This is a genomic window from Arthrobacter sp. NQ4 (assembly GCF_029077345.1).
In the GTDB taxonomy this organism is placed as follows: Bacteria; Actinomycetota; Actinomycetes; order Actinomycetales; family Micrococcaceae; genus Arthrobacter.
Map to the genome: position 1 here is coordinate 142713 of NZ_JARETC010000008.1, position 25772 is coordinate 168484.

Here is a 25772-nt window from a genome sequence, read left to right on the forward strand (position 1 = left end):
GAGCACGGCGGAGCCCTTCTCTATCGACACAGGTCAACCGACAGCAGGCAGGCGGACATGAGCGACACGGACAAGCAGACAGACCAGCCGCAGGATCCGCGCGGCGGCTACCACTCGGGCCCCTTTCCCGAGCAGGAACAGAAGCAGCCCGGGCTCACGGCACCCATGGACCCCAAGCCGGACCACGGGGAGCTCAGCTACGAAGGACACGGCAAGCTCGAAGGCAAGGCCGCCCTCATCACCGGCGGCGACTCCGGCATCGGAAAGGCCGCAGCCATCGCGTTCGCCCGCGAAGGGGCCGACGTCGCCATCTCCTACCTGCCGGAAGAGGAAGACGACGCGCAGGACACCGCGGAGTGGATCCGCAAAACCGGGCGCCGGGTCCTCCTTCTTCCGGGCGACGGCCGTGAAGAGGAGTTCAGCACCCGCATCGTGGAGGAAACCGTTTCCGAATTCGGGCGGCTCGACGTCCTGGTGCTGAACGCGGCCTACCAGAAGAACCGGGAGAGCCTGGAGACGCTTCCCACCGAAGAGTTCGACCGGGTCTTCCGCACCAACCTCTATTCACTGCTGTGGTCGGCGCGGGCAGCCGTGCCGCACTTGAAGGCCGGGGCTTCGATCATCACGACGGCCTCCATCCAGGCCTTCAACCCGTCGCCGGAGCTCATCGACTACGCCATGACCAAAGCGGCGCAGGTGGCCTTCACCAAGGCCTTGGCCCAGGAGCTCGGCCCGAAGGGGATCCGGGTCAACGCGGTGGCCCCCGGCCCCATCTGGACACCCTTGATTCCCGCCACCGAGTGGCCGGACAAGCTCCCGTCCTTCGGCCAGGACACGCCGCTGGAGCGCGCGGGCCAACCCGCCGAACTCGCCGCAGCCTACGTACTGCTGGCGTCCGGGGACGGCTCCTACATCTCCGGCGCAGTCCTGCCCGTCACCGGCGGCAAGGGGCTCTAGGGAGCGCCGCGCTCCAGGCAGTACCGGGGTTGTATCGCCCGGGCAGTATCAACAGACCAGCAACATCGGCAACGCACAACAGGAGGAAGCATGACGCAGGAAAACCAGCAGGCTGAACCCGAGTCGGCCCCGGGCGGCTACGGCACCCCCACCGCCGAGCAGGAGGCTGCCGGCACCCAGGGCGGCCAGCAGTCCGGCGGCGCTTCGTCGGCCGGCGCTGACACCAACGAACCGCAGTCCGGGACGGGCCAGAACCCGGTCCCGCACGACATGGACCTCCCCTCCAGCGCGGCGGAGATCGACGAGTCGAATGATGACTCCAAGGGGTCGGCGCCGGTCTCCTCGGAGTCCGGGCAGGAAGCCACGGGTATTCCGGACGGCAGCGGAAACGACCTTCCGCAGGAGAAGTCGCCGAACGACGACGACGAAAGCTTCGACGCCGGATAAGTCACCCTGGCCCCTGGCCTCCGTTTCCCCTGCCCGCAGCGGCAGCGGAAACGGGGGCCTTTGCCGTGCCCGCGGCTCCTCCTGCCGGCCCCATTCCGGCGGTCCCCTGCAGTGGCATACATCCCGTCCGGCTGGGTACGGAACACGCGAAACCACATCAGCCGGCAGGCAGCAGAAGGCGTCCCCTCCTGCCCGCCGGCGTCAATTTCGACGCCAGGAAGGTGGACCTGTGGGCAGGAGATCTTCGGAGCAGTGGGCGCGGCAGCCGGACCGGCCGGACAGAGTGGCGGTGGATGTCCTGGTGCCCACGTGCAACCGGCCGGCGGAGCTGGCCGTCACCCTTGCGGGACTGGCAGCGCAGCAGGAACCCGCGTTCGCCGTCGTCATCAGCGACCAGTCAGCGGGGCAGCCCGCGTGGGAACATCCGGCACCCGCAGCGATGGTGCGGGTGCTCGAGGCGCAGGGCCGGACCGTGACGCTGCTGCGCCACCTTCCACGGCGTGGACTGGCCGAACACCGGCAGTTCCTGCTGGACCAGTCCACCGCGGAGCAGTGCCTGTTCCTGGACGACGACGTTTGGCTGGAACCCGGCGCCCTGGAGCGGCTGAGCCAGGCCCTCGCCGAGCTGCAATGCGGGTTTGTGGGCATGGCGCCGCAGGGGCTGTCCTTCCTGGACGATCCCCGGCCTGAACAAACGGCGGCCTTCTCAGCCTGGGAGAGCCCGGTGGCGCCGGAGCGCATCCGCCCGGGCAGCCCGGAATTCGAGCGCTGGCCGTTGCACAACGCCGCGAACCTCAGCCATCTCAGTGCCGAACTGGCCCTGCAGTCCGGCGACTGGGTGCCCTACCGCGTGGCGTGGCTGGGCGGCTGTGTGCTGTACCGCAGGGAGGCGTTGAGCGACGCCGGCGGGTTCCGTTTCTGGACCAGCCTTCCGGCAGACCATGCCGGCGAGGACGTCGTGGCCCAGTGGCAGGTGATGGAACGGTACGGCGGGGCCGGAATCCTGCCGTCCGGCGCGGTCCACCTTGAAGCGCCCACCACCGTGACGGACCGGCGGGTGGAGGCGCACGACGTCGTCCTCAGGCAGGACTCCGCCGGGGCGCCCTAGTAGGCGTCAGGGCCTCAGGCTCCGCTCCCGGCTGCTCCGGACAGCGGGTAGGCCACGTACGCGAAGCGGTCTGACGCCGGCGACCAGCTGTTGACGTTCAGGGTGCCCTGGCCGCCGAAGACCGGCCAGGTGTGGAGCGGGGTGGTCCAGTCAGTGGTGGCGACGAGGACGACGTCGACCGGCAGGTCTGCCGGGTGGCCTTGCGTTCCGGCGGGGAAGCGGATGTAGCCGGCCAGGCGGCCGTCGGGGGAGAGATGCGGGAACCAGTCCACGGAAGCGCTGTCCACCAGCCGCTCGAACTGGCTTCCGTCGGTCCGGACGCGGGCGAGTTGGGCATGGCCGGGGAGGGTGGTGAAGGATTCCGTATTGAGGTACAGCCAGTCGCCGCCGGGCGAGTACTCGGGCCCGTCGCAGTGCCCGGGCCCGACGTCGACCCTGGCGGCAGCACCGCCGTCGGACTTTATGGTCATCAGGCGCCCCGGCCGTGTGAAGTCGCCGCCCTCAATCCCTACATATGCGAGCTCCGTGCCGTCGGGACTGACGCCATGCAGGAAATGGAAGGACCCGTCGTCGTCCGTGATCCTGGTGGCCTGTCCACCCGCCAGGGGCGCCCGGTAGATGTGTCCGTCCTCCCCGGACAGGAAGATGGAGTCGCCGTCCGGGGCCAGGACATGGTCGTTATTGAGCGCCGGGAGGCCCGTCAGCCGGATCCCGGCAAGGGATCCGTCCGCCAGGTCCAGTTTCCACAGGAGGCCGTCACCGTTCAGGATCAGTGCGCGGCCATCGAGCGTCCAGTTAGGTGCCTCCAGGAGCATATTCCCGGTGGCGTATGCCAGTTCGAGCCCGCCGCCGGCCGAGGCAATCCAGACCTCGCACTGCTGGCCCGGCTGCAGGGCACGCATGGCGTGGATCAGTCCTTGCTGCTGAAGGCGGCGTCGAAGCTGGTTTGGGAGGCTGGGAAATCGTACTTCTTGAGCGCTGCCAGTGCTTCGGGGGCGCCGTGGAGGCGGTCCATGCCGGCGTCTTCCCATTCGATGCTGATGGGGCCGTTGTAGCCAATGGCGGCGAGGGCGCGGAACGAGGCTTCCCAGGGGACGTCGCCGCGGCCTGCGGAGACGAAGTCCCAGCCCCGGCGGGGGTCGCCCCAGGGCAGGTGGGAACCCATGACGGTGTTGCGGCCGGTTTGGCGGATCTTGGTGTCCTTGCAGTCCACGTGGTAGATCCGGTCCTTGAAATCCCAGATGAAGGAGACGGGGTCAATGCCCTGCCACATCATGTGGGAGGGGTCCCAGTTCAGGCCGAACGCTTCGCGGTGGCCGATGGCTTCGAGGGTGCGGACGGTGGTCCAGTAGTCGTAGGCGATTTCGGAGGGGTGGACTTCGTGGGCGAACCGGACCCCGCATTCGTCAAAGACGTCCAGGATGGGGTTCCAGCGGTCGGCGAAGTCCTGGTAGCCGGCGTCGATGACTTTTTCCGGGACGGGCGGGAACATGGCGACGTACTGCCAGATGGAGGAGCCGGTGAACCCGACGACGGTGTCCACGCCGAGGGCTTTGGCGAGCCGGGCGGTGTGCTTCATTTCCTCGGCGGCGCGCTGGCGGACGCCTTCGGGGTCGCCGTCGCCCCAGACCTTGGACCCGACGATGGCCTGGTGGCGGAAGTCGATGGGGTCATCGCAGACGGCCTGGCCTTTGAGGTGGTTGGAGATGGCCCAGACCTTCAGGTTGTACTTGTCCAGGATTTCCAGTTTGGACTCGACGTAGCCGGGTTCGTCCCAGCGCCAGGCGTCCAGGTGGTCGCCGGAGACGGCGATTTCCAGGCCGTCGTAGCCCCAGCCGGAAGCAAGCTTCGCGACTTCTTCGAAGGGCAGGTCGGCCCACTGGCCGGTGAACAGGGTGAACGGGCGGGGCATTCGGGGCTCCTTGGCTTAAAGCTGGACTGGCGGGCGCTGCCGGGTCAGGCGTTAGTGGCGGACGACGGTGAGGGTGCTTTTGTTGGCGGCAGATTCCTCCACGGCGTTCAGGATGTGCTGGACGTTCAGTCCTTCTTCGAACGACGGCGAGGGCTGGGTTCCGTCCTTGATGGCGGTGAGGAAGTCGCGGATTTGGTGGGTGAAGGTGTGTTCCCAGCCGATGATGTGGCCCTGCGGCCACCAGGCTTCCAGGTAGGGGTGGCTGGGTTCGTTGACCAGGATTCGGCGGAAGCCCTGTTCCCGAACCGGGGCGGTGGCGTCCAGGAAGCCGAGTTCGTTGAGGTTTTCCAGGTCGAACAGGAGGCTGCCCTTGTCCCCATAAATCTCGATCTGGAGGCTGTTTTTCCGTCCCGTGGCCACCCGGGAGACCTCCACTGAGGCGATGGCCCCGGAGGTGAGGGACAGCGTGGCCCAGGCGGCGTCGTCGACCGTGACGTCCTCGGTGCCGTTCTTGCCGGGGCGCTGGTCCACGAAAGTGTTGAGCCGCCCGGACACCTCGGTGACCTGGTCGCCGAGGAGGAACAGGACCTGGTCGATTGCGTGGGAGGCGATGTCGCCCAGGGCACCGGACCCGGCGGTTTCCTTCCGCAGCCGCCAGGTCATGGGTGCCTGGGCGTCCGCGAGCCAGTCCTGCAGGTACGCGGCCCGGACGTGCCGGACGGTGCCCAGCCGGCCTTCGGCGATCAGTTCCTTCGCGAGGGCCAGGGCCGGGACGCGGCGGTAGTTGAACCCGATCATCGACTGCACGCCCCGGGCCCTGGCTTTGGCTGCGGCGGCGGTCATGAGTTCGGCTTCGGCCAGGGTGTTGGCCAGGGGTTTTTCCACCAGGACGTGCTTGCCTGCCTCCAGCGCGGCGATGGCGATCTCCGCGTGCATCCAGCCCGGGGCGCAGATGTCCACGATGTCGATGTCATCGCGGGTGATCACCGTGCGCCAGTCCGTTGCCGATTCGGCCCAGCCATACCTTTCCGCGGCCTCCGCGACCGCGGTGGCGTCCCGGCCCACGAGGACTTTCTGCTCGAAGGCCGGGACGTCGAAGAAGCTGGCCACATTCCGCCACGCATTCGAGTGGGCCTTGCCCATGAAGGCATAACCGATGGCTGCCACGCCCAGCGGGCGCGAAGCCGGTCGGGAGGCCGGGGGTTCGGAGGGGTGTGCGGGTGCGGTCATGGTGCGTTCCTGCGTGCTTCCTGCTGGCTGGACTACGTGCTGGATTACTTGCTGGATCAGAGCGTGGCGGTTTCCGGCGCCCAGTCCTCGGGGAGGGCGGGGGATGCCGGGGCTGAACTTTCAACGTTCACGAACGTGCCGGAATCGACGGACTCCGAGATCGAGACCATCGTGTCCAGGACGTGGTACGCCAGTTCACCCGTGGCACGGTGCTTCACACCGGCGCGGAGGGAGCGGGCCATGTCCAGGACACCCATGCCGCGGCCGTTGGCGGGCCCGGTGGCGGGAACCGTGGTCCAGTCCTCGTCGCCGGCACGCCAGAGCTTGATGTCTCCGGTGAAGTAGTTGGGGTCCGGCAGCGAAATGGTGGCTTCCGTTCCGGTGATCTCCACGAAACCCATCCGGGTCCGGGGGGATTCGAAGGAGAAGACGCTGTGCGAGGAGGCACCGGATTCGAACTGCGCCATGGCGGAGACGTGGGTGGGCACCTCGACGGTGAACTCCTCGCCTGCCTTGGGTCCCGAACCGATCACACGCACGTCCTTGGACTTGGAACCGACGGCGGCCACCTTGCGGATGGAGCCGAAGGCCTGGACCAGGGTGGTCAGATAGTAGGGGCCCATGTCGAACAGCGGGCCGGCGCCGTGCTGGAAGAGGAAGGCCGGGTTCGGATGCCACGACTCCGGGCCGGGGGTCTGGAACGTGGTCATTGCGGTCAGCGGCGTGCCGATGTCGCCGCGCTGGATCAGGCGCAGCGCCGTTTGGATACCGGCGCCGAGGAAGGTGTCCGGCGCGCAGCCCAGCCGGATGCCGGCGGCGTCGGCGGTCTTGAGCAGGCCCAGGCCGGATTCGCGGTCCAGGGAGAACGGCTTCTCCGTCCAGACGTGCTTGCCCGCGTTGACGGCTGCGGTGGCCACCTCCACGTGGGCTGCGGGGATGGTCAGGTTGACGATGATTTCGACGTCGGGGTGGTTCAGGGCCTTGTCCACGCCTCCCCACTCAGGGATGCCGTACTCCTTGGCGCGGGCTTCGGCGGCGTCCTCGAAGAGGTCGGCGATGACGTGGACCTTGAGGTCGGGGAACGCCGTGAGGTTGTCCAGGTATTGCTTGCTGATCACGCCGGCGCCGATGACGCCGACGCCCACCGGGCCGCTGCGGGCCGGCGTGCCGGCGGGGGTGCTCATGCGTTGGCTCCTTCGGCTGCGGTGTTGCTCTCCAGGAAGGCGAGGCTCTGGGCGATGCCCTCGAAGATGTCGCCGTCGTAGTCGTCAAACTCCACCACGCCTACCTCGAGGGACTGCGCGGCGGCGATGACGTCCATGACCGGGACCTTGCCCTGGCCTGCCGGACGCTGGGCCTTGTTGTCCTTGTTCAGCGGGCCATCCTTGATGTGGATGAACTTCACGCGGCCGCCGAGCTTGGTGAGGATGTCGATCGGGTTCTGGCCGCCGACGGCCACCCAGTAGGTGTCCACTTCGAGGACCAGTTCCGGGTCCAGCAGGGACTCGAAGTACTCCAGGGCGGTGCGGCCCTCGATGGTGGACTCCAGCTCCCAGGCGTGGTTGTGGTAGCCAACCCGGATGCCGTACCCGGCGCCCTTCTTCGCCGCGGCGTTGAGCTTGGCGGCGGTCGCCTGGATGTCCTCCGCCTTCTGCCAGTGCTCGGCGGGCAGGAACGGATCGATGACCGTGGTGATGCCCAGTTCCTTCGCGGCGGCGAAGATTTCGTCCTGGTCCTGGCTCATCAGGGGCGCGTGGCCGGACGGCGCGGTGAGGCCGTTTTCCTTCAGGGCGGCGCCGAGTTCCTTGGCAGTGGCCACGAAGTTGTAGGGCTCAACCTGGGTGTAGCCGATTTCGGCGACTTTCCGGATAGTGCCCGGGAGGTCCTCCGCGATCGCGTTGCGCAGGGTGTAGAGCTGAAGTGAGTAGGACATGGGTTTCCTTAGCGTTCTGTTGTGAATCGAAGTGGACTGCGGTCAGCGGCCGGCGAGCGAGCCGCCGATGCCGCCGACGCTGAAGTATTTGTTCAGCGTGGCGAAGACGATGACGGGCGGGAGCATCATGACCACGGCCAGGGCCATGACGGATGTCCAGTCCGTGGCGTTCTGCTGGAAGAAGGACTGCACGCCCATGGGAAGGGTGAAGATTTCGTTCGAGCGCAGGAACACGATGGCTACGAGGTAGTCGTTCCAGGCCAGGAGGAAGGCGAAGATCGCGGTGGAGAGAACGCCGGGAAGGGAGTTCCGGAGGACCACCTTGGTGAACGAGCCGAACACGGAGCACCCGTCGATCCAGGATGCTTCCTCGAGGCTGATGGGGATGGAGTCGAAGTAGGCGGCCATCATCCAGGTGGCCACGGTCATGGTGGAGCCGACGTAGATGATGGTCAGGCCCAGGAGGTTGTCCACCAGGCCCATGCCGGCGAACAGGATGAACAGCGGCACCACGGAGGTGATGATGGGCAGCGACTGCATGACGAACAGCAGCAGCGAGTACCCGGACACCGCCTTGCTGCGGCCGCGGGAGAGGACGTAGCCGGCAGGGGCGGCAACAGCCACGGAGACCACCACGGTGGACAGGGTGGTGACCAGGCTGTTCTTCAGCCAGGTGGCGGCCAGGGTCTTGGAGAAGACGTTGCCGAGGTTTTCAAACGTCAGGCCGGTGGCAGTGCTGTTGGGTCCGGGCGTGAAGGCCAGCAGCACGGTGACCATGATGGGCACCAGCACGATCCCCGTGATGATGAGGATTGCGGCGAAGCGCCACCAGCGGCCGCGCTGGCCCGCTTCGGAGAGGACCCTGCGCCGCTTGCCGGCGTCGATGCCGAGCGCGGGGCCGGATTCGGGATGGGCGTGGAGGACTGCGCTCATTATTCGACGCTCGACTTTCGGATCTGGCGGTACAGGATGACCGAGATGACCACCAGGGTCATCGTCATGAGGAAGGCGATGGCCACGCCGGGGCCGGTGGCGAAGTCCTGGAACACGGTCCGGTAGGCCAGGACCACCAGGGAGGTGGTGGCATTGACCGGGCCGCCGCCGGTGAGCAGGTAGATGGTGGGAAAGTCGTTGACGCAGAAGATGGTCATCAGGATCCAGCTGATGTAGGTGGAGCGGGCGATCAACGGCAGGGTGATCTGGGTGAACTGCTGCCAGCGGCTGGCGCCATCCATGCTGGCTGCCTCATAAACGGTGGTGTCCACCGAAGCCAGGGCGGCCGAGATCATCATCATCATGAACGGGAAGCTGACCCAGACCTTGAACACCATCACGGTGATGGAGGCCAGGGTGGGATCGGCCAGGAAGAGTGGCGTGCCCATGCCCAGGTTCCGGAACAGCGACGGGATCAGGCTGTCCGGGGTGGCCACCAGCCAGTTCCAGGCAGTGGAGGACACCACGATGGGCACCACCCAGGGCAGGAGCAGCAGGACCTTGAAAGTGCCGCCGCCGGGGATCTTGGTGCGCAGGAGCAGGGCCAGGCCCAGCCCCACCAGCCAGGACCCGAAGACGCCCACGATGGTGAACCACAGCGTGAACTGGGCAGCTTTCCAGAACGCCGGCGAGGTCAGGACGGTGGCGAAGTTCTGGCCCGCCACGAAGTTGCCGGTCTGGAGCAGGTCTCCGTCGTGCGTCGCCTGGATGGCGGCGTAGATCAGCGGGTAGCCGTGGATCAGGACAAGGAGGACCACGGAGGGGAGCAGGAGCCAGAAGAACGTCCTGGTGGCCTGCGCGGAGAGCTTGCTCTTGCGTTTTCCGGGGACGGCACCGGACCCGCCGGGGGCAAGCCCGCGGCGGGCCCGGCTTAGGCCGGACTGGGTGGTGGTGCTGGACATGGGCGCTCGGTCCTACTTCTTCAGGACCGACTCGAGGCCGGACTGGAAGGTCTGCAGGGCAGTCTTGGCGTCGGCCTTGCCGGTGATGATGGTCTGGCTGAACTGGTTCAGTGCCTGGCCGCCGTCAAGGGCCGCCAGGTTCGCATTGAGCCGGCTGCCCTGGGCGGCGAAGGTCTTGGCAATAGGCTGCCAGTCCTTGACGATCTTGACGTTATTGGGGTCGTTGGCGAACTCGGGGATCTCCGTGATCGACTTGAAGACCGGCAGGGCGGACATCAGCTTCTTCTGCCACAGCTGCTTGAGCTGGCCCAGGTAGTACACCAGGAACTCCTCCGAGGCTTCCTGCGACGGGGTGTTGGTGTACATCATGATGTTGTTCGGGAAGACGATGGTGGCCTTGTCCCCGTGCGGGCCCTTGATGGGGTCAGCCACCAGCAGGTCGCCGGAGGTGTCGCCCACGCGCTGCGGGACGTTCACCTGGAACAGGCCGTAGCCGGCCTTGCCGTCCTTCCACTGGGCGGACATATTGTCCGTGGTGTAGCTGACCGCGGCCGGGTCGACGATGCCGTTGGAGACGAGCTCCAGGACGAATTCCATGGCCTCGACGTTGCGATCATTCATCAGGTCCAGCTCGCCGTCCTTGTTCCAGACGCCGCCGCCGTTGTTGACCATCATCATGATCATGGAGTGGTTGGCGTAGTTGTTCCCTGCGCCTGCGCCGGTGGTGAAGCCGAACGCGCCCACCTTCTTCAGTGCCTTGCCTGCTTCCAGCAGGGACGGCCAGTCCGTGGGCAGCGCAACGTTGGCTTTCTCGAACAGGGACTTGCGGTACCAGAAGACGCGCATGTCCAGCTGCCACGGGACCGCCACGTAGCCCTTGTCCGACTTGAAGGGGTCCAGCACGCCGGGCAGGAAGTCATCGAACTGGCCGTTGGCCTTCAGCTTCTCGATCACCTTGTCCGCGTAGGCGATCTGGCCCTGCTGCTCGAACTGGAACGCCTGGAAGCCGCCGCCCGTGGACACAGCCGGGCCCGTCTTGGAGGCAATCGCGGAGGAGAAGGTCTGGTAGAAATTGTTCCACTGGATGATCTGGTAGCTCGCCTTGGCGCCATTGGCACCGGAGAAACCTTCCGCGATGCCCTTGGCGGCATCGTTGTAGGCCGGTGTCGCCCAGGGCATGTCCCAGAACTTCACGGTGCCGCCGGCCCCGCCCCCGCCGCCTCCCTGCGATGCCGAGCCGCCCCCGCAGGCGGCGAGTAGGGGTACGGAGGCTGCGGCAGCCGTCAGGCCCAGGAAGCCGCGCCGGGAAAAGGAGCGGCGCTGTTCGGGAGTTGCGTTCATGATGTGTCCTTTCGGGACCGTCTTGCGCTGTGCGCCGTTGGTGCGGTCCTGCTCATCGTTGAGAGTGGAGGTGGGACTGGACTGCTGGTTCGGTTGCGTATCGGTGGGCTGGTTACGTGTCAGCGAGGGTTGCGTAGAGGTCGGTCAGCCGGGCAAACCCGGCCAGGTCGTCCGGGAGCGTGCCGGCGCTGAGATGGGTCTTCAGCCGCCGCCACGCCGCCCGGTGGGCGGATTCGTACAGGGTGGGAAGCAAAAGTTGGCCGTGGGCCCCGGTGACCCTGACTTCGGCGGGCCATGCGGCGTCCGGATCCGGGACCTGGACGTCCACGCCGCCGTCGGCCGTGTAGAGGTGGATCCCGACGCCGGCCGGGCGGGCTGCGGTGAGTACGCCCTGGGCGGTGAACGGTGCGCCGTTGGCCAGCCGGCCGGTGGCGGTGTACCCGGTGGTGCCGCTGCGGAGGACGCTGACGCCGTAAAGCTGTCCGCTGACGGCGAGCACGGCGGCGAGGTGCCGGGCCAGGAGCCGCTGCACGTCCGTGCCCGGGGCTGCCGTGGCAACACTGTCCAGCAACGATGCCGTGCCCAAGGCGCTGCGAACAGCGTCGCGGGCGTCGGGGTCGCCGCTTCCGCTGACCAACGCGGGGTTGGAAGCCCAGTGGAGATCGAGGACGACGGCGGCACCGGCTGCCCGGGCAGCGTCCGCCAACTGCGTGGTTTCCTCGGGGACGGGATCCACCACCAGGATGCCGCGCGGCCCGGCGTCGATGGCCCGGGCGGCTTCCGTGGTCCAGCCCGCTTCGCCGGCGATCACCGCAACGTCAGCCGCCCGGTCCTCCGTCGCGGGGCCGAAGGTCGCCGGCAGGGAGGCAACTGCGAGGGCTGCCGCGCCTGCTTCTTCGGCCTGCGGCGTTGCTGTCACTGTGTATGCGCTCATGCGGTGGCTGCTGCCGTTTCCGTGGCGGCCGCGTGTCCTGTGGCAACGTCCTGCACCGTGGCCGCGGAGATGGCCAGGGCGAAGGTGAGGTCGTCGATCAGGGCCTGGGCGGAGGGGGCCGGGCGCGTGCCGCGGGCCAGTTCAGCCAGTTCACGCCACTCGCCTTCGTAGCCGTTGTGGCCGTACGGACCGAAGGTGCTGGTTTCGCTGCCCCGGGAGAACGTGGCGACGGCGGAGCCGGCCTGGACGTAGGACGGCGTGAAGTCGATCCGCAGCGCGGAGTCGTCACCGATGGCCTCGAAGGTCCACTCGGGCTTCCAGGTGCTGTTCATGACGGCACGCAGTTCGATGACGCGGGTGGGGGTCCTGAGTGAGACAACGTAACCGAACGGCCGGACGTGCCGCGCCTGGAGCACCTCGATCTCATCGAAGTCCGGGGTGAAGCGCCGCACCAGGGGCAGGTCGTGGATGGCCAGGCCCATGATGCCGCCCTGCATCATGGCCTTGATGACCTCGACGTCCGAATAATCGGGCGTGCCGGTGGTGGGGCGGGTAATGATCTCGGTGGCGAAGTCTTCGAATCGGGCGTTCGGCGGGAGGACGATGGATGAACGGATGGTGTGCGCCTGTGCGGGAAGATCGCCCCAGTTCTGTTCCGCCGCGAGCCAGCCGGGGTCGAATGTATGCATGGCCCCCACCACGATCGGGACCCCCGTCGCGGCGCTGATTTCGGCGATCCTGGCGGCCTCCTCACCGTTCATGGCGAAGGGCTTCTCGCAGAGGACGGCTTTCTTGCCGGCCCGGCAGGCGGCAATGACCTGGTCCGCGTGGAAATGGTGGGGGCTGCAGATCGCCACGATGTCCACGCCTGGATCACCCAGCAGGGCCTCCAGGCTGGTGCTGGATGCAGCCCCGACCCGGGCCGCCACCGAAGAGGCCACGGCCGGGTCCACGTCCATGATGTGCCGTACTTCCAGGCTGTCCCGGAGCCGTGCCAGGGCCGGGAGGTGGATGGCCTGGGTGACGGGCCCGGCGCCGAGGATGCCGACGCCCAGGGGCCGGTCTGCTGGCGCTGCGATGTGGGACAAGTTCAACTACCTCTTTGTAAGCGGACTCTGGAGTAGCGGAGGGATCAGTGCGGCGGATGGTTGCCATCGGAACCGCAAATGTGCCTTGAGTCACAACGTAGAGCTACTTTTGACGCGCGTCAAGCAAAAGTTGTTTGTTGCGCGTCATTCTTCTGGCGTGGTGACAGCAGTAAGTAACAGTGTTATGACTTAGACATGACTTCACCGACGGGCAGGCAGGCCGGAAAAGACTCCGATGTCGGCAGCCTGTCGCGTGCCGGGGACCTGTTCCAGCTGCTCCGCGACGGCAGGGCCCGCACCCGCGCCGAACTTGCCCTGAGCACGGGGCTGGCCCGCTCCACGGTGGCCTCCCGGATCGATGCGCTCATGCTGTCCGGCCTGGTGGGCCCGGCAGGGGAAGCCCTCTCCAGCGGCGGCAGGCCGCCGTCGCGCTTTGCCTTCAACCCCGCAGCGCGCCTGGTGCTGGCCGTGGACGTCGGTGCCACCCACGTCATCGTCGCGGTCACCGACCTCGGCGGGAAGATCCTTGCCGAACACCGGCTCGAGCAGCAGGTGGCCGACGGTCCGGAGGCCGTGCTGGACCAGGTGGTGGCCCAGGGCAAGGAACTCCTCGCTTCGGCGGGACGCAGCGTCGCAGAACTTGCTGGAATCGGCATCGGACTGCCCGGCCCCGTGGAACATGACACCGGCAAACCGGTGAAGCCGCCCATCATGCCGGGCTGGGACGGGTTCGACGTGGTCAGCTACGTCCAGCGGTCCCTGCCCGTCCACGTGCTGGTGGACAACGACGTGAACATCATGGCCTTGGGGGAGCAGTCCGCACACTGGCCGGAGCACAACAACTTTTTCTTCGTCAAGGTGGCCACCGGCATCGGCTCCGGCATCATCAGCAACGGCGAGCTGCAACGCGGTGCCAACGGCACGGCGGGCGACCTGGGGCACGTGCAGGTGGCCCGGGGCGCGGATGTCCTCTGCGCCTGTGGAAACTACGGGTGCCTGGAGGCACTCGCGTCAGGTCCCGCCGTCGCGCGTTCCTTGCGGGAGCACGGACTGGACGTCGGGAGGGGCGCCGACGTGATCCGGCTCGCCGCAGACGGCAACCTGCAGGCCATCCAGGCGCTGCGCCAGGCAGGCCGGGACATCGGTGAGGTCCTGGCCACCGTGGTCAACCTGCTCAATCCGTCCGTGATTGTGGTGGGCGGCAGCTTTGGCGAGACGGGGGAGCACGTGGTGGCCGGCATCCGCGAAGTGGTGTACCGGCGCTCGCCCCCGCTGGCCACCTCACACCTGCGCATCAGCGTCTCCCGCGCCGGAAGCCAGGCTGGCGTGCTGGGGGCAAGCCAGCTGGTCACCCAGTACGTGCTCTCGCCCGCCATCATCGAAGCCACCCTGGCCGGCGCCATCGCCGGGTGACGCCGGAGGATCCCCGGCGCCACCTGGCGGTCAGCCTTACGCCTCCGCTTCGGGCTCCGGGGCCTCAGTCAGGAGCAGCGCGGTTCCGCCATAGGCGGGCAGCTCCAGGAAGAAGCTGTGCAGGTCATCCACCTGCCCCACGGTTTCGCCGCTGAACAGGTCCTGGACATTGGCGCCGGACGGCAGTTCGTTGGACTGGATGCTGCCGGCGATGTCCTGCCCGGAGAAGTTCAGCGCGGTGACCTGCAGGGCCCCGTCCTTCAGCCGGTTGACCAGCACCAGCGCGGCGCGGTTGGAGACCTCGGGCACGTCCAGCAGGGTGCCCGTGGCGATCCCGTTTTCTTCCCGGACGGCGAGGATCCGCTGGAGGCGGCGGGCGAAGGAGTCCTGGTCCTGCAACTGGTCCGGCAGGGATCCGTACAGGCTGCGGGCCCGCGGCATCCCGGCCGAGGAGTTGGTGGCGTCCGGGCTGGTCCCCATGAGGTCGTGCGCGCCCCGGTTGATCCAGCGCGTATCGCCCTGCGACGTGAGTTCGCGGACGCTGCTGCGGTCCAGGGCCATGATGCCGGTCAGGTCCCAGCCGGAAAGGGCAAAGACGCCGGGCTGGAGCGCGTTGTACATGGCCAGCAGCAGGTGGACGTCCCGGATCTGCGCCTCCTGCTCCGCGGTTACTGTGGCCGGGTCCTTGATTCCCAGGGCCGCCATGATGAAGCTGACGGTAGTGCAGGCAATGCCGTTGGTGGTGAACACGGCGTTGTACGGCGCATTCTCCCCGGTGAGCTGGTCCCGCAGGGTCTGCTGCACATTCTCGGCCAGCTGGGCGCCGGTAAGTTCCTCACCGTTGAGCTCGAACATCTCGTCCCGGTGTCCGGCAGCGAAGTGCAGCAGCTCGTAAGTGAGTTCGTCATGGTTCTGGAGTGCGTGCACCAGTGAGGCCTGGTCCACCCCGATTTCCATGGACAGCCGGAGGGTCAGCCGCAGGAACTCGGTATCGGCCGTGACCAGGGCGTAGTGGTACGCCGGCCGGGTGATGAAGTCGTAGGAAAGGTCCGGGCCGGACTCCGACGTTGCCTTGATGTCGTCAATGGTCAGGTTCAGCTCCTGGAAGGAGAACCCGCCCACCTTGCGGATCATGGAGCCGATGAGCTGGTTGGCGGCCTCGGACAGCGGGTGCCCCTCGGACCAGCCGGGCTGCTCCTCGGCGCTCTTCTCGACGCCCAGGAAGCCGTTGGCATCAAGGCGGAGCGCCCCCGTGCCCAGGTCCACCAGCGAGTGCAGGGCATCGCCCACCACCAGGCGCATGCCGGCGAACGTGGGGTCAAGCCAGTTGATGGAGGGCTGGCCGGCCTTGAAGTAGTGCAGGTAGACCCAGCGGCGCGTCTTTCCGGTGGTGTCCACGATGGGCCGCGTGGCGCTCCAATTGGTCTCCTTGACTCCGGGCTCGTAGAAGATGACCCGCTGCAGGCGGCCGATGATGTAGCCGGCTTTCTGCAGGGCCTGCTCGGAGTCGGGGCTGAGGTTGACCGAGTCCGCCCCCTCCGGGACGTCCGGGAGCAGGTTCCAGTCCTCTTCCGGGATGTCCACCATGTGGTAGATCCCCGGGTAGTCCCGGAAGTTCATCTCGGCCAGGCGGAAGTCCGCGCCCTTGCCTGTGTGGCCGGGGACGATGTCATCGATCACCGTGCCCTCGTGCTCAGCCGCGACCTCGCACATGCTGCGGAACTCTTCTTCGGTGCCGAAGACCGGATCGATCGCCATGCTGATGCGGTCAAAGTGGCCGTCAACGCTGGGCGTGTGGGACCAGCCGCTGATGCCGCCGGCGAGCTTCACGGGTCCGGTGTGGATCCCGCGGATTCCGATTTCGCGGAAAGCCTTCCACATTTCGGGGTCGCCCAGGGCGGAGAGGAAGGACTGCCCGGTCCGGGTGATGAAGGACAGCGGGTAGGCGGTGAACCATACGGAGGCGCGTTCGACGGCGGCCCGCGGGTTGGGATGGGCATACGAGTTCTGCCACATGCTGGCCTGGCCGGACAGCTGCCGTGCCAGCGTATTCGCATCCCCGAGCATGGCCTGGTTGCGCAGCCACTCCACATACGCGGCGTTCCGTCCGTCGAATTCGAAGGACGGCCTGCTGCCCACGAACTGCCGCCGGCGCGCGATGGGCCGCAGCGCCTTGGGCCGGGCAGCGAAGAACTGCTCGTCGAAAGTAACCTCCAGGTCCGGTGATGGCTCCGCAGCGCCCTCTTCCACTTCCGCATTGCCCGCGGCGGCTGCATCCGCTTCTGAAGTACGCTCGCTGGTGCCCGGCTCCCGCATAAGCTCCTCTTTCCGTTGCTCGTTTCCGTGCTGGCATGGATGCCCCAAGACCCCTTGCCCAAGGTCAGGTACCCAAGCGAGCAGGGAGTATTCGGTGTTCCCCCTCCCGATGCTACTGCGCAGCGGAGCCTGCGGAAGGGACACCGGCGCGCCGCTCCTCCCTAAACCCGCGAAACCCCCTGTTTTACCCGTTTCCCCCACCAACGCCTCAAAGGGGTCGTATTCTTAGAGCAAAGGTTTTGCAGTGGGCCGAAGCGCTGATAGCAGGGCTGGAGCATGGCCGCTGATCCCACGGGGCAGGTTGGCTGGGGACCGCTTCCAGTTACCCCGGAGCCGGTATTCGACAGCAAAGACGTCGAAGACTACCTCTGGGAAGTCACCCGCGACTTCATGACGGGTATCAAAGGTGAGCGCCGCGGCCTCGGCTGGGCGGCCACCCTCTTTCGCCTGGGCAAAGCACGTACCCTGGCGGCCAGCACGGAGCAGGCGCGCGAGGCCGACCGCGAACAATGCTCGTTTGCCGACGGGCCGGTCATGGAAGCCGTGCGCACCGGGGAATTCGTCCTGCTGTCCGACCTGGGCCGGGACCGGCGCTGGCCCGGATATTCCAGCGCCGCCGCCGGCCATGGCGTGCAGTCCCTGCTTTCCGTCCCCATCCTTACCGAAGGCGCCACGAGCGCTGCCATCACCCTGTACGCAGCGGCCCCGCATTCCTTCACCAGCGATGACCTGGTGCAGAGCCAAAGCTATGCACACCAGGTTTCGCGGGCCCTGCGCGTCGTCGTCCGCACGGCGGAGCGGGCGGAGGCAACGGCCGGCCTCGCCGTCGTCCAAAGCTCCCTGATCCTGGTGGACCTGGCGGTGCGCAGCCTCATGAACGAATACGGACTCACCCGCGAGGGTGCACTGCGGTTCCTGCAGACGCAGGCGATGCACCACGAAGTGGACCTGCGGGACGCGGCATTGAACGTTGTGGCCCCCGGCGGCGTGGACCGCGGGGGCGGGCAGGTTCCAGGGCGGCGGCAGGAAACGTACGACGGCGTGGCGGAGCTTCCGCGCCCGTCGGCGGCGGGGCGGGACTTTCCAACCGGAAAGTCGCCCCGGAAGGAAGCTGCGGCGGGGAAGGAACCCCCGCCGGCGGCGGAAGGGAGGACGGCATGACCATCGAGAAGCAGGAGCTGCGCTCCGTCGCCGAAGGACCGGACAGACATCCCTGGCACCGGTTCGTTGCCCTGGGGGACTCCTACACCGAAGGAATCGGCGATCCCGAGCCGAACAGCCTGGGCGGCCTCCGTGGCTGGGCTGACCGGGTGGCCGAGGAACTAGCCGACAGCCAGCCGGACTTCGCCTACGCCAACCTGGCGATCCGGGGCTTCCTTCTGCAGCAGATCCTCGACGTGCAGCTGGCGCCGGCCCTGGCACTGAAACCCGACCTGATCGCGATGTCCGGCGGCGGTAACGACATCGTGTTCCGCCACGGCGATCCGGACAAGCTGGCGGAAAAGATCGACGAAGCTGTCGGCATCCTGTCAGGCACCGGTGCCACGGTGCTGCTCTACGCAGGTCCGGACTGGGGCGACACTCCTGTCTTCGGCAAGATCCGCGGACGCGTGGCGATCTATAACGAGCACCTGCACAGGATCGGCGCGCGGCACCACGCCATCATGGTGGACCTGTGGTGCCTGCCGGAGCTTCAGCACGCACTGATGTGGGACCCGGACCGGCTGCACCTGTCCCCGCTGGGCCATCACTCCGTGGCCGTGGCCACCCTGAATGCACTGGGGGTAGCGCACGCCCTCAAGCCGCTCCAGCCGCGGCCGCTTCCGGCCCATGGGTGGACACAGGCCCGGGCCGAGGACCTGGTGTGGGCGCGGCAGTACTTTGTGCCGTGGGTACTGAAGCAGTTGCTTCCCCGGCATGCTGAAGGACTGGCGGCGAAGCGGCCGCAGCCGGCGCCCGTGTTTGGCCTGGGCCGCCCGGGGCCATTCCCGCCCGGGCACCCGGTGGCAGGCCGGAATCCGGGAATGGCGGGCGGCCCCGCACCGGAGGGGCAGGCAGCGTAGCCCTCTGTCCGGCGCGCCGTGTGGAACTCCTGCCCGGCGCCGGCAGGCAGTGCCGGCGTCAGGTCCTGCTGGCGTCCCTGGCCAACGCGATGAGTGCGGGGACCCCTGCCACGATGGCCGGGACGGCCAACAGCAGGCCGTACCCCGGCTGGGTTGCTGACATTACTGCTGCAATGACAGACGCAGCGAGGGCGCCGATGAGCGCCACGGACCACGGCCTCCGGCGGTCCCTGGCGTTGAAGGACAGGAAACCCCCGAGGCCGGCCGTGGCCACGCCAAGGGCGATGACGATGCCGGAAACAATGGCCGGCCCGGGGCCCGGAGCGTCCTTGAGCTGGTCAATGAGCGCCACGGGTACTGCAAGCATCCAGCTGCCCAAAAGGAATGCGATGACGCAGGCCGCCAAGCGGCCTTTGGGCACCGGGTCCAGGGTGTGGATCTGCTCCGGCGGCAGGTCGGACTGCTGGACGTGGCGGTGGTTTGCCGCTGTATTCAGCCTCAACGCTTCTTCGGTGCCCGCTTCGCTGCCGCGTTCAGCGCCGACTTGACCGCGGGAGGCAGTATGCCCTGCTCCGTCTCGGGCTCCGCCACAGTTCCCCGCGCCTTCGCGATGGTTTTCATGCCGTGGTAGATCACCAGTGCGGCGGCGGATCCCAGGGCAATGCCGGTGAACTTCAGGTCCCCGATGGTCCAGGTGTAGTCAGCGATGCCGATGATCAGGGCGACGGCGGCGGTGGTCAGGTTGACGGGGTTGGAGAAGTTCACCTTGCTCTGCACCCAGATCTTCACGCCCAGGATGCCGATCATGCCGTACAGCATGGTGGCCGCGCCGCCCAGCACCCCGGCCGGGACGGTCGCAATCAGTTCGCCGAACTTCGGCGAGAAGCTGAGCAGGATGGCGAACATGCCCGCCACCCAGTAGGCGGCCGTCGAATACACCTTGGTGGCTGCCATGACACCGATGTTCTCCGCGTAGGTGGTGGTGCCCGAGCCGCCGCCGAAGCCGGCCAGCACGGTGGCGGCGCCGTCCGCCATCAGTGCGCGTCCGGAGACGCCGTCGAGGTTCTGGCCCGTCATGGCGGCGACCGACTTCACGTGGCCGATGTTCTCCGCCACCAGCACCAAAACCACGGGGACGAACAGGCCCAGCACGCCGATATGGAACTCGGGGGTCTGGAAGTGCGGCAGGCCGATCCACGCTGCGGCGTCCATCTTGTCGTACTTCACCTCGCCGCGGAGCATGGCCACCAGGTAGCCCACCACCACGCCCACCAGGATGCTGAGCCGGCCCAAGATTCCGCGGAACAGGACGCTGACCAGGATGATCGTGACCAGTGTGACCAGGGCGGTGATGGGGGCGGCGTCGAAGTTTTGCTTCGCGGCGGGGGCCAGGTTCAGCCCGATCAGGGCCACAATGGCGCCGGTGACGATGGGCGGCATCAGCCGGTTGATCCAGCCGGCGCCGAACTTCTGCACCACCGCACCCACCAGGGCCAGCGTGGCGCCGGCGAGGACCACGCCGCCCAGGGCTCCGGGGATCCCGAACTGCGCCTGCGAGGCGGTAATGGGGGCGATGAACGCAAAGCTTGAGCCCAGGTAGCTGGGTACCCGCCCCTTGGTGATCACCAGGAACAGCAGCGTGCCGATGCCCGAGAAGAACAGCGTGGTGGCGGGCGGCATGCCGGTGATGATGGGGACCAGGAAGGTGGCGCCGAACATTGCCACCACGTGCTGCATGCCCACGCCGATGGTCAGGGGCCACGCCAACCGCTCATCCGGGGCCACCACCTGGCCGGGCTTGATGGTTTTGCCGGTGCCGTGCAGCTTCCATTTGATTCCGAGCATGCTCATGGGAAGGAATGCCTTTCAAGGGGGTGCCGCGAAGGGGCGAAGATCAACTCGGTCCAGAATACCGCCAAGTATTTCCCGTGGCCTGCTGTGGCCAAGGTCACCAGGCGTCACGGGAAGAGGAGGAAAGCACTTGAAGTTGCAACTATGGACAGCAACAGAGGCCACCGCGGCAGGCGGGCGGCGCAGCGAAAGGTAAGCCAATGACCATTGCCCACGAAGAAGCGGTTATCGATTCGGCAGCCGTCGACGCCATCTTTGCCCAGGCCCGCACCGCCAACTCGTTCACCGGTGAGGTGACCGAGGAGCAGGCCCAGGCCATCTACGAGCTCACCAAGTTCGGCCCCACCGCGTTCAACTCCCAACCGCTGCGCATCACTTACGTCCGCTCGGCCGAGGCCCGCGCCACCCTGGTGGATGCCCTGTCCCGCGGCAACCAGGCCAAGACGGCCTCCGCCCCGCTCGTGGCCATCCTCAGCTACGACACCGACTGGGCCGGCAAGTGGGACAACTTCCTCCCCGGCTACAACGCCCCCAAGGCCATGTACGACGCCGACCCGGCCCTGGCCGCCGCCACGGGCAACAACAACGCCCACCTGCAGGCCGGCTACTTCATCCTGGCCGTCCGCTCGCTCGGCTTCGCCGCCGGCCCCATGACGGGCGCAGACTTCGCCGCGATCGACGCTGCCTTCTTCCCGGCCGGCGACCAGAAGAGCTTCCTGGTGGTCAACATCGGCCAGCCCGGTGAGGAAGCCTGGGGCGAGGCAAAGCCCAAGTTCTCCTACGGCGAGGCCGTCCGCACCGTCTAACCCTCCCCGACGCGCCATCACGTCCTGCCCCCCTTTTCCCCAACGCCCCATCACCTACTGATGGGGCGTTGGGGGTTTAAGGGCGGGAGGTGATGGGGCGTTGGATTTTTATGGGCGGGAGGTGATGGGGCGTCTGAGGGGGGAGTGGGAGACTGGGGCATGCCGATGCGGAACCTGATCTTCGTGGCGTTCGTCGAACCCGTGGCCGAAGGCCAGGTCTTCCCGCGGACGGACTGGCCGCTGCACATCACGCTGGTGCGATTTGACGTGAGGCTCGACGCCGGCGCTGCCGCCACCACAAACGCCCAGGACCCCGCGGACGTCGCGGAAAGCATCGCCGGGCTTGCTGATGCGCCGATCGCCGCTGCGCTGGGTGCCGCGCTCACGGTGGGGGAGGACGCGGCGTTCGGCCGCAACGACTCGGTACCGGTCAACCTCATCAAGCCCCAGCCGGATCTGCAGGCCCTGCACGTGCAGTTGGTTTCTGTCGTCGACGGCGTGCGCGGCAGGATCCTGACGCCCGCGCACACCCTTGCCGGTTACCGCCCCCACGTCTCGCACCACGGTGGCAAACGCCTCCACCCGGGCGACGCCGTCGTGCTTGACCGCGTCGCCCTGGTGGACATGGCTCCCGACGGCGACCACACCATCAGGCGCGTCCTCCGGCTGTGGTGCCGCGAAGGTGAGAGCTAGGCGATGACGCTGTCCACCAGCGCCTTGGCCTCCGCCTGCACCTGCTTCAGGTGCTCCTCGCCCTTGAAGGACTCGGCGTAGATCTTGTAAACGTCCTCGGTGCCGGACGGGCGGGCCGCGAACCAGGCGTTCTCCGTGACCACCTTCAGGCCGCCGATGGGTGCGCCGTTGCCGGGGGCCTCGGTGAGCTTGGCGGTGATCTCTTCGCCGGCCAGTGAGGTGGCAGTGACGTCCGCGGCGGACAGCTTGCCCAGCTTTGCCTTCTGCTCACGTGTTGCGGCGGCGTCGATCCGGGCGTAGACGGGGGCGCCGAACTGGTCGGTCAGGCCCTTGTACAGCTGCGACGGGGACTTGCCCGTGACCGCGGTGATCTCGGACGCCAGCAGGGCCAGCAGGATGCCGTCCTTGTCCGTGGTCCACACGCTGCCGTCCAGCTTGTTGAAGGAGGCGCCGGCGGATTCCTCGCCGCCGAACGCGCCTTCACCGGACAGCAGGCCGGGGACGAACCATTTGAAGCCCACCGGGACCTCCACGAGCTTGCGGCCCAGGCTCTGCGCCACGCGGTCGATGATGGAGGAGGACACCAGGGTCTTGCCCACCACCGAGGCCGGGTTCCAGCCGCTGCGGTTGCGGTAAAGGTAGTCGATGGCTACGGCGAGGTAGTGGTTGGGGTTCATCAGTCCGCCGTCAGGGGTGACGATGCCGTGGCGGTCGGCGTCCGCGTCATTGCCGGTGGCGACATCGAAGGTGGATCCGCCGGCAGACATCCGCTGGATCAGCGATGCCATGGCGGACGGCGATGAGCAGTCCATTCGGATCTTCTCGTCCCAGTCCAGGGTCATGAACGCCCACTGGGGATCCACCGTGGGGTTCACCACGGTGAGGTCCAGGTGGTGGCGCTCGGCGATCTCGCCCCAGTAGTCCACGGAGGCCCCGCCCATGGGGTCGGCACCGATCCGGACGCCGGCCTCGCGGATGGCGTCCAGGTTCAGGACGGACGGAAGATCGTCCACGTAGCTGGAGAGGAAATCGAACTTTCCGGTGGTGTCCGCGGACTGCGCGTCGCCCAGCGGAATCCGCTTCACGCCGCGCAGGCCGTTTTCCAGCAGCTCATTGGCCCGGTTGGCGATCCAGCCCGTGGCGTCCGAGTCAGCCGGGCCGCCGTGCGGGGGGTTGTACTTGAAGCCGCCGTCGGCCGGCGGGTTGTGGCTGGGCGTCACCACGATGCCGTCAGCCTGCGGGGCCCCGGGCGCCGCCTTCCGGTTGTAGGTGAGGATGGCGTGGCTCAGTGCCGGCGTGGGGGTGTAGCCGTGCCGGGCATCGACCAGCACCTGGACGCCGTTGGCGGCGAGGACCTCGAGGGCCGAGTTCTGTGCCGGCTCGCTCAGTGCGTGGGTGTCCTTGGCCAGGAACAGCGGACCGGTGACGCCCTGCGCCGCCCGGTACTCCACGATGGCCTGGGTGATGGCCACGATGTGCTGCTCGTTGAAGGAGGCCTTAAGGCTGGATCCCCGGTGCCCGGATGTCCCGAACACCACGCGCTGGCCGGGATCACTGAGGTCCGGCGCGATGTCGTAATACGCGTCAAGGAGCGCAGTGATGTCAACAAGGTCCTGGGGTTGGGCAACTGTACCCGCGCGGCTAGCCATGGCTCCAGCATGCCAGAAGCTGGCAGGAGTCAAAACGATCCGCCCAGAATCCGGACGCTGTGACCTGCTGTGACGGACGCAAACCAAGTAGTCAACCTGAGTACACGGCCGCAAAAGTACCTATATACCGGGCCTTCCGTGCCCTGCTAATTTCAAGAAAATTCCACGAAAACACGCGAAAGGAACGGACGACGGCGGGCCGCCGGCGTCGTCCTGTCCGGCAAGGAAACGGGGACGTCCAATGGGGGCAGGAGACGGGGCAGCGGAACAGTCCAGGCTTGCTGCCGAGCGCGTTGCACGGCTGAAGCGGCGGCTGGACCAGGCCGAACATTCCACCAAGGCATGGGACGCCGGTGCGGTGGGGGAGCGGATGGTGGCCGACAAGCTCAGCGAGCTGGTTCCCCGCGGCTGGTACGTACTCCACGATGTCCATTGGCCGGGCAGGCCAAAGGCAAACCTGGACCATGTCCTGGTGGGCCCGGGCGGCGTGGTGGTGGTGGATTCGAAGAACTGGACCGGTGAGGTGCGGGTGGCTTCCGGGGTGCTGTGGCAGGGCCGTTACGCGCGGACCCAGGCCGTGGAGGGCGCCCTGGCCCAGTGCGCCGCTGTCGCCTCGGTGCTGGCTCCGCCGCACCGCAGGCTGGTGCGTCCGCTCATTTGCATGGCTGCGCAGCCGGACCTTTTCGGGGTGACGGCCTCGGACGTCGCCGTGGCCGGTTCCCAGCGGGTTGTCGGGGCCATCGAGGCGTTGCCTGCCGTCCTTGACCAGCAGGCAGTCGTGGGCCTCTATGAGGAGCTGGGCCGGCAGCTTACGCATGAGCAGGAGCCGGGCATCACGGCCCTGCGCAACGTGCGCCCGGGAACGGTGGTGCGCCCGGCGGGTGCGCTGCCCCCAGCCGGCCCCGCGGTGCCCCCGGCACGTAAAACCGGCTCCGGCGACGAGGCCGCCAGGGCCCGCAGTGCAGCGCGGCACCCCGCCGGCCGGGCCCTGCCGCCACGGGAAAAACCGGCAGGCCAGGGGACCAGCGGGACGGCTGGGGTGTCGGCAAAAAAGCGGTCAGCGCGACCGGCCGGCCCGGGGCGCCACGGCCGGAACGCCAAAGCGCAGCAGCACGGCAGTACCAGCGGAGGAAAGCTGGCGCTGCTGGCTGCATTCGTTATTTTCGCCGTCTATATCCTGCCCTACTTGGCCCGTTAGCTTCCCGGCCGCCGCCCCCGGGCTGCAGCAGGGTTCCGGCGGCCGTCCGGACAGCCGCGCCCAGCCGCGCGAGCCGGTCTGAATCCAGGGCCCACGCCTGCCAGTAGAGGGCCACATCCTGGTGGGTGTCCTCCTCCAGCCGGACCAGGACGCCGTCGGCCAGTTCGCCGGTGAGTTGAAGCTCCGGGATCATTCCCCAGCCCAGGCCGGCCGTGACGGCTGCCAGGAACCCCTGGGAAGAAGGCACGGTGTGCGTGGGGGGAAGTCCAGGCACGCTCTTTCCGGTGAGCAGCTGCTGCTGAAGCGTGTCCTTCGTGTTGAATTTCAGCACCGGCATTGCCGCCCAGTCCACCCTGCCGGAGGCGGAAAAGCGGCGGCGCAGCGCGGGGGTGGCCACCGGGATGTAACGCATGGATCCTAGCAGCTCAACGCGGCACCCGCTGACCGGGACGGGGTCGGACGTCACCGCGCCCATCACCGCACCGTCGCGGAGCAGTTGGCTGCTGTAGCCCTGGTCCTCCACGTGGAGGTCCAGTGCAGAGTCCTCCCAGCCCGCGGCCTGGTGCAGGACCGGAATGAACCACGTGGCCAGCGAGTCGGCGTTCACGGCCACCGGCAGGTGGGCCCGTGCCGGCGACCCCGCCCCCAGCGCTGCTGACGTTTCCGCCTCGAGTACCTGCACCTGCCGGGCCATCCGCAGCATCAGCGCACCGGCGTCCGTGGCGGTACAGGGCACCCGGCGGCGTACCAGGACCTGGCCCACGGATGCTTCCAGCGCCTTGATCCGCTGGCTCACCGCGGACGGCGTGATCCGGAGCAGGTCTGCCGCGGCCTCAAAGGTTCCTTCGTCCATGACGGCGGCGAGGGCTTTCAAGTGCTCGAGGTTCATGAAGATATTCTAATGACAATCAAGAATCCGTTATTTGCCTTCACTGAGC

24 protein-coding genes are annotated in these 25772 nt (G+C 67.5%); 9 read left to right on the forward strand and 15 right to left on the reverse strand.

Features of this window, described 5'->3' with window-relative positions:
* The first annotated feature begins 57 nt into the window (after positions 1-57).
* From PUN51_RS14610 to PUN51_RS14620, 3 genes are all read left to right on the forward strand, one after another.
* The gene (locus PUN51_RS14610; protein ID WP_159634595.1) at positions 58-957 is read left to right on the forward strand and encodes an SDR family oxidoreductase; all 900 of its coding nucleotides are present in this window, start codon (positions 58-60) and stop codon (positions 955-957) included.
* Between the two features lie 90 nt (positions 958-1047).
* Entirely contained in the window at positions 1048-1404 is a 357-nt protein-coding gene (locus PUN51_RS14615; RefSeq protein ID WP_159634592.1) for a hypothetical protein, read from the forward strand.
* Between the two features lie 229 nt (positions 1405-1633).
* Positions 1634-2512, forward strand: a complete 879-nt coding sequence (locus tag PUN51_RS14620; RefSeq protein ID WP_275181435.1) for a glycosyltransferase — start codon at positions 1634-1636, stop codon at positions 2510-2512.
* A 14-nt stretch (positions 2513-2526) separates the two neighbouring features.
* Here PUN51_RS14620 and PUN51_RS14625 read toward each other — a convergent pair whose 3' ends face one another.
* The 10 genes from PUN51_RS14625 to PUN51_RS14670 form a co-directional block, all read right to left on the reverse strand.
* A complete protein-coding gene (locus PUN51_RS14625) occupies positions 2527-3414 on the reverse strand; it encodes a TolB family protein (RefSeq protein WP_224024153.1) in 888 nt (295 codons plus the stop codon).
* A gap of 8 nt (positions 3415-3422) precedes the next feature.
* On the reverse strand, positions 3423-4424 hold the full coding sequence (locus tag PUN51_RS14630; protein ID WP_275181436.1) for a sugar phosphate isomerase/epimerase family protein: 1002 nt from the start codon (positions 4422-4424) through the stop codon (positions 3423-3425).
* Between the two features lie 51 nt (positions 4425-4475).
* Positions 4476-5654 (reverse strand): Gfo/Idh/MocA family protein, encoded by a 1179-nt coding sequence (locus PUN51_RS14635; protein ID WP_224024157.1) that lies wholly within the window; start codon positions 5652-5654, stop codon positions 4476-4478.
* 56 nt (positions 5655-5710) lie between these two features.
* Positions 5711-6838 carry a Gfo/Idh/MocA family protein gene (locus PUN51_RS14640; RefSeq protein WP_224024159.1) on the reverse strand — a complete coding sequence of 376 codons (1128 nt, stop codon included), beginning with the start codon at positions 6836-6838 and terminating at the stop codon, positions 5711-5713.
* Positions 6835-7587, reverse strand: coding sequence for a sugar phosphate isomerase/epimerase family protein (locus PUN51_RS14645; protein WP_275181437.1), 753 nt, complete (start codon positions 7585-7587; stop codon positions 6835-6837). Before PUN51_RS14645 ends, PUN51_RS14640 begins: the two co-directional genes overlap by 4 nt.
* Positions 7588-7629: 42 nt before the next feature.
* A complete protein-coding gene (locus tag PUN51_RS14650; protein ID WP_159634571.1) occupies positions 7630-8520 on the reverse strand; it encodes a carbohydrate ABC transporter permease in 891 nt (296 codons plus the stop codon).
* Positions 8520-9482 (reverse strand): carbohydrate ABC transporter permease, encoded by a 963-nt coding sequence (locus PUN51_RS14655; protein ID WP_159634568.1) that lies wholly within the window; start codon positions 9480-9482, stop codon positions 8520-8522. The genes PUN51_RS14650 and PUN51_RS14655 overlap by 1 nt, the downstream gene beginning before the upstream one ends.
* Before the next feature lie 12 nt (positions 9483-9494).
* On the reverse strand, positions 9495-10823 hold the full coding sequence (locus PUN51_RS14660) for an ABC transporter substrate-binding protein (RefSeq protein ID WP_159634565.1): 1329 nt from the start codon (positions 10821-10823) through the stop codon (positions 9495-9497).
* Positions 10824-10935: 112 nt separating this feature from the next.
* Entirely contained in the window at positions 10936-11757 is an 822-nt protein-coding gene (locus tag PUN51_RS14665) for a hypothetical protein (protein WP_275181438.1), read from the reverse strand.
* On the reverse strand, positions 11754-12845 hold the full coding sequence (locus PUN51_RS14670; RefSeq protein ID WP_374114955.1) for a Gfo/Idh/MocA family protein: 1092 nt from the start codon (positions 12843-12845) through the stop codon (positions 11754-11756). Before PUN51_RS14670 ends, PUN51_RS14665 begins: the two co-directional genes overlap by 4 nt.
* 195 nt (positions 12846-13040) lie before the next feature.
* On the opposite strand from PUN51_RS14670, the gene PUN51_RS14675 reads away from it, so the two are divergent.
* Positions 13041-14258, forward strand: a complete 1218-nt coding sequence (locus tag PUN51_RS14675) for an ROK family transcriptional regulator (RefSeq protein ID WP_224024168.1) — start codon at positions 13041-13043, stop codon at positions 14256-14258.
* Between the two features lie 36 nt (positions 14259-14294).
* Here PUN51_RS14675 and treS read toward each other — a convergent pair whose 3' ends face one another.
* Positions 14295-16574, reverse strand: coding sequence for a maltose alpha-D-glucosyltransferase (gene treS, locus PUN51_RS14680; RefSeq protein ID WP_159634556.1), 2280 nt, complete (start codon positions 16572-16574; stop codon positions 14295-14297).
* A 276-nt stretch (positions 16575-16850) separates the two neighbouring features.
* Here treS and PUN51_RS14685 point away from each other — a divergent pair, with 276 nt between their 5' ends.
* Together PUN51_RS14685 and PUN51_RS14690 are read left to right on the forward strand one after the other, a co-directional pair.
* Positions 16851-17735, forward strand: a complete 885-nt coding sequence (locus PUN51_RS14685) for a GAF and ANTAR domain-containing protein (protein WP_275181440.1) — start codon at positions 16851-16853, stop codon at positions 17733-17735.
* Entirely contained in the window at positions 17732-18637 is a 906-nt protein-coding gene (locus PUN51_RS14690; protein ID WP_275181441.1) for an SGNH/GDSL hydrolase family protein, read from the forward strand. The genes PUN51_RS14685 and PUN51_RS14690 overlap by 4 nt, the downstream gene beginning before the upstream one ends.
* A gap of 58 nt (positions 18638-18695) precedes the next feature.
* Here the strand turns inward: PUN51_RS14690 and PUN51_RS14695 are convergent, their stop codons facing one another.
* Positions 18696-19139, reverse strand: coding sequence for a hypothetical protein (locus PUN51_RS14695; protein ID WP_275181442.1), 444 nt, complete (start codon positions 19137-19139; stop codon positions 18696-18698).
* Positions 19136-20488: a uracil-xanthine permease family protein gene (locus PUN51_RS14700; protein ID WP_275181443.1), complete on the reverse strand. Its 1353-nt coding sequence runs from the start codon at positions 20486-20488 to the stop codon at positions 19136-19138. Before PUN51_RS14700 ends, PUN51_RS14695 begins: the two co-directional genes overlap by 4 nt.
* Before the next feature lie 200 nt (positions 20489-20688).
* On the opposite strand from PUN51_RS14700, the gene PUN51_RS14705 reads away from it, so the two are divergent.
* Positions 20689-21294 carry a malonic semialdehyde reductase gene (locus PUN51_RS14705; RefSeq protein ID WP_275181444.1) on the forward strand — a complete coding sequence of 202 codons (606 nt, stop codon included), beginning with the start codon at positions 20689-20691 and terminating at the stop codon, positions 21292-21294.
* 165 nt (positions 21295-21459) lie between these two features.
* Entirely contained in the window at positions 21460-21987 is a 528-nt protein-coding gene (locus PUN51_RS14710; RefSeq protein WP_275181469.1) for a hypothetical protein, read from the forward strand.
* On the opposite strand, the gene pgm is transcribed toward PUN51_RS14710, so the two are convergent.
* Complete coding sequence (gene pgm / locus PUN51_RS14715; protein ID WP_275181445.1) at positions 21984-23636, reverse strand: phosphoglucomutase (alpha-D-glucose-1,6-bisphosphate-dependent); 1653 nt, start codon at positions 23634-23636, stop codon at positions 21984-21986. The genes PUN51_RS14710 and pgm overlap by 4 nt on opposite strands.
* 241 nt (positions 23637-23877) lie before the next feature.
* Here pgm and PUN51_RS14720 point away from each other — a divergent pair, with 241 nt between their 5' ends.
* A complete protein-coding gene (locus PUN51_RS14720; RefSeq protein WP_275181446.1) occupies positions 23878-24834 on the forward strand; it encodes a nuclease-related domain-containing protein in 957 nt (318 codons plus the stop codon).
* Here the strand turns inward: PUN51_RS14720 and PUN51_RS14725 are convergent.
* Positions 24794-25723 carry a LysR family transcriptional regulator ArgP gene (locus tag PUN51_RS14725; RefSeq protein WP_275181447.1) on the reverse strand — a complete coding sequence of 310 codons (930 nt, stop codon included), beginning with the start codon at positions 25721-25723 and terminating at the stop codon, positions 24794-24796. The genes PUN51_RS14720 and PUN51_RS14725 overlap by 41 nt on opposite strands.
* Positions 25724-25772 lie beyond the last annotated feature (49 nt).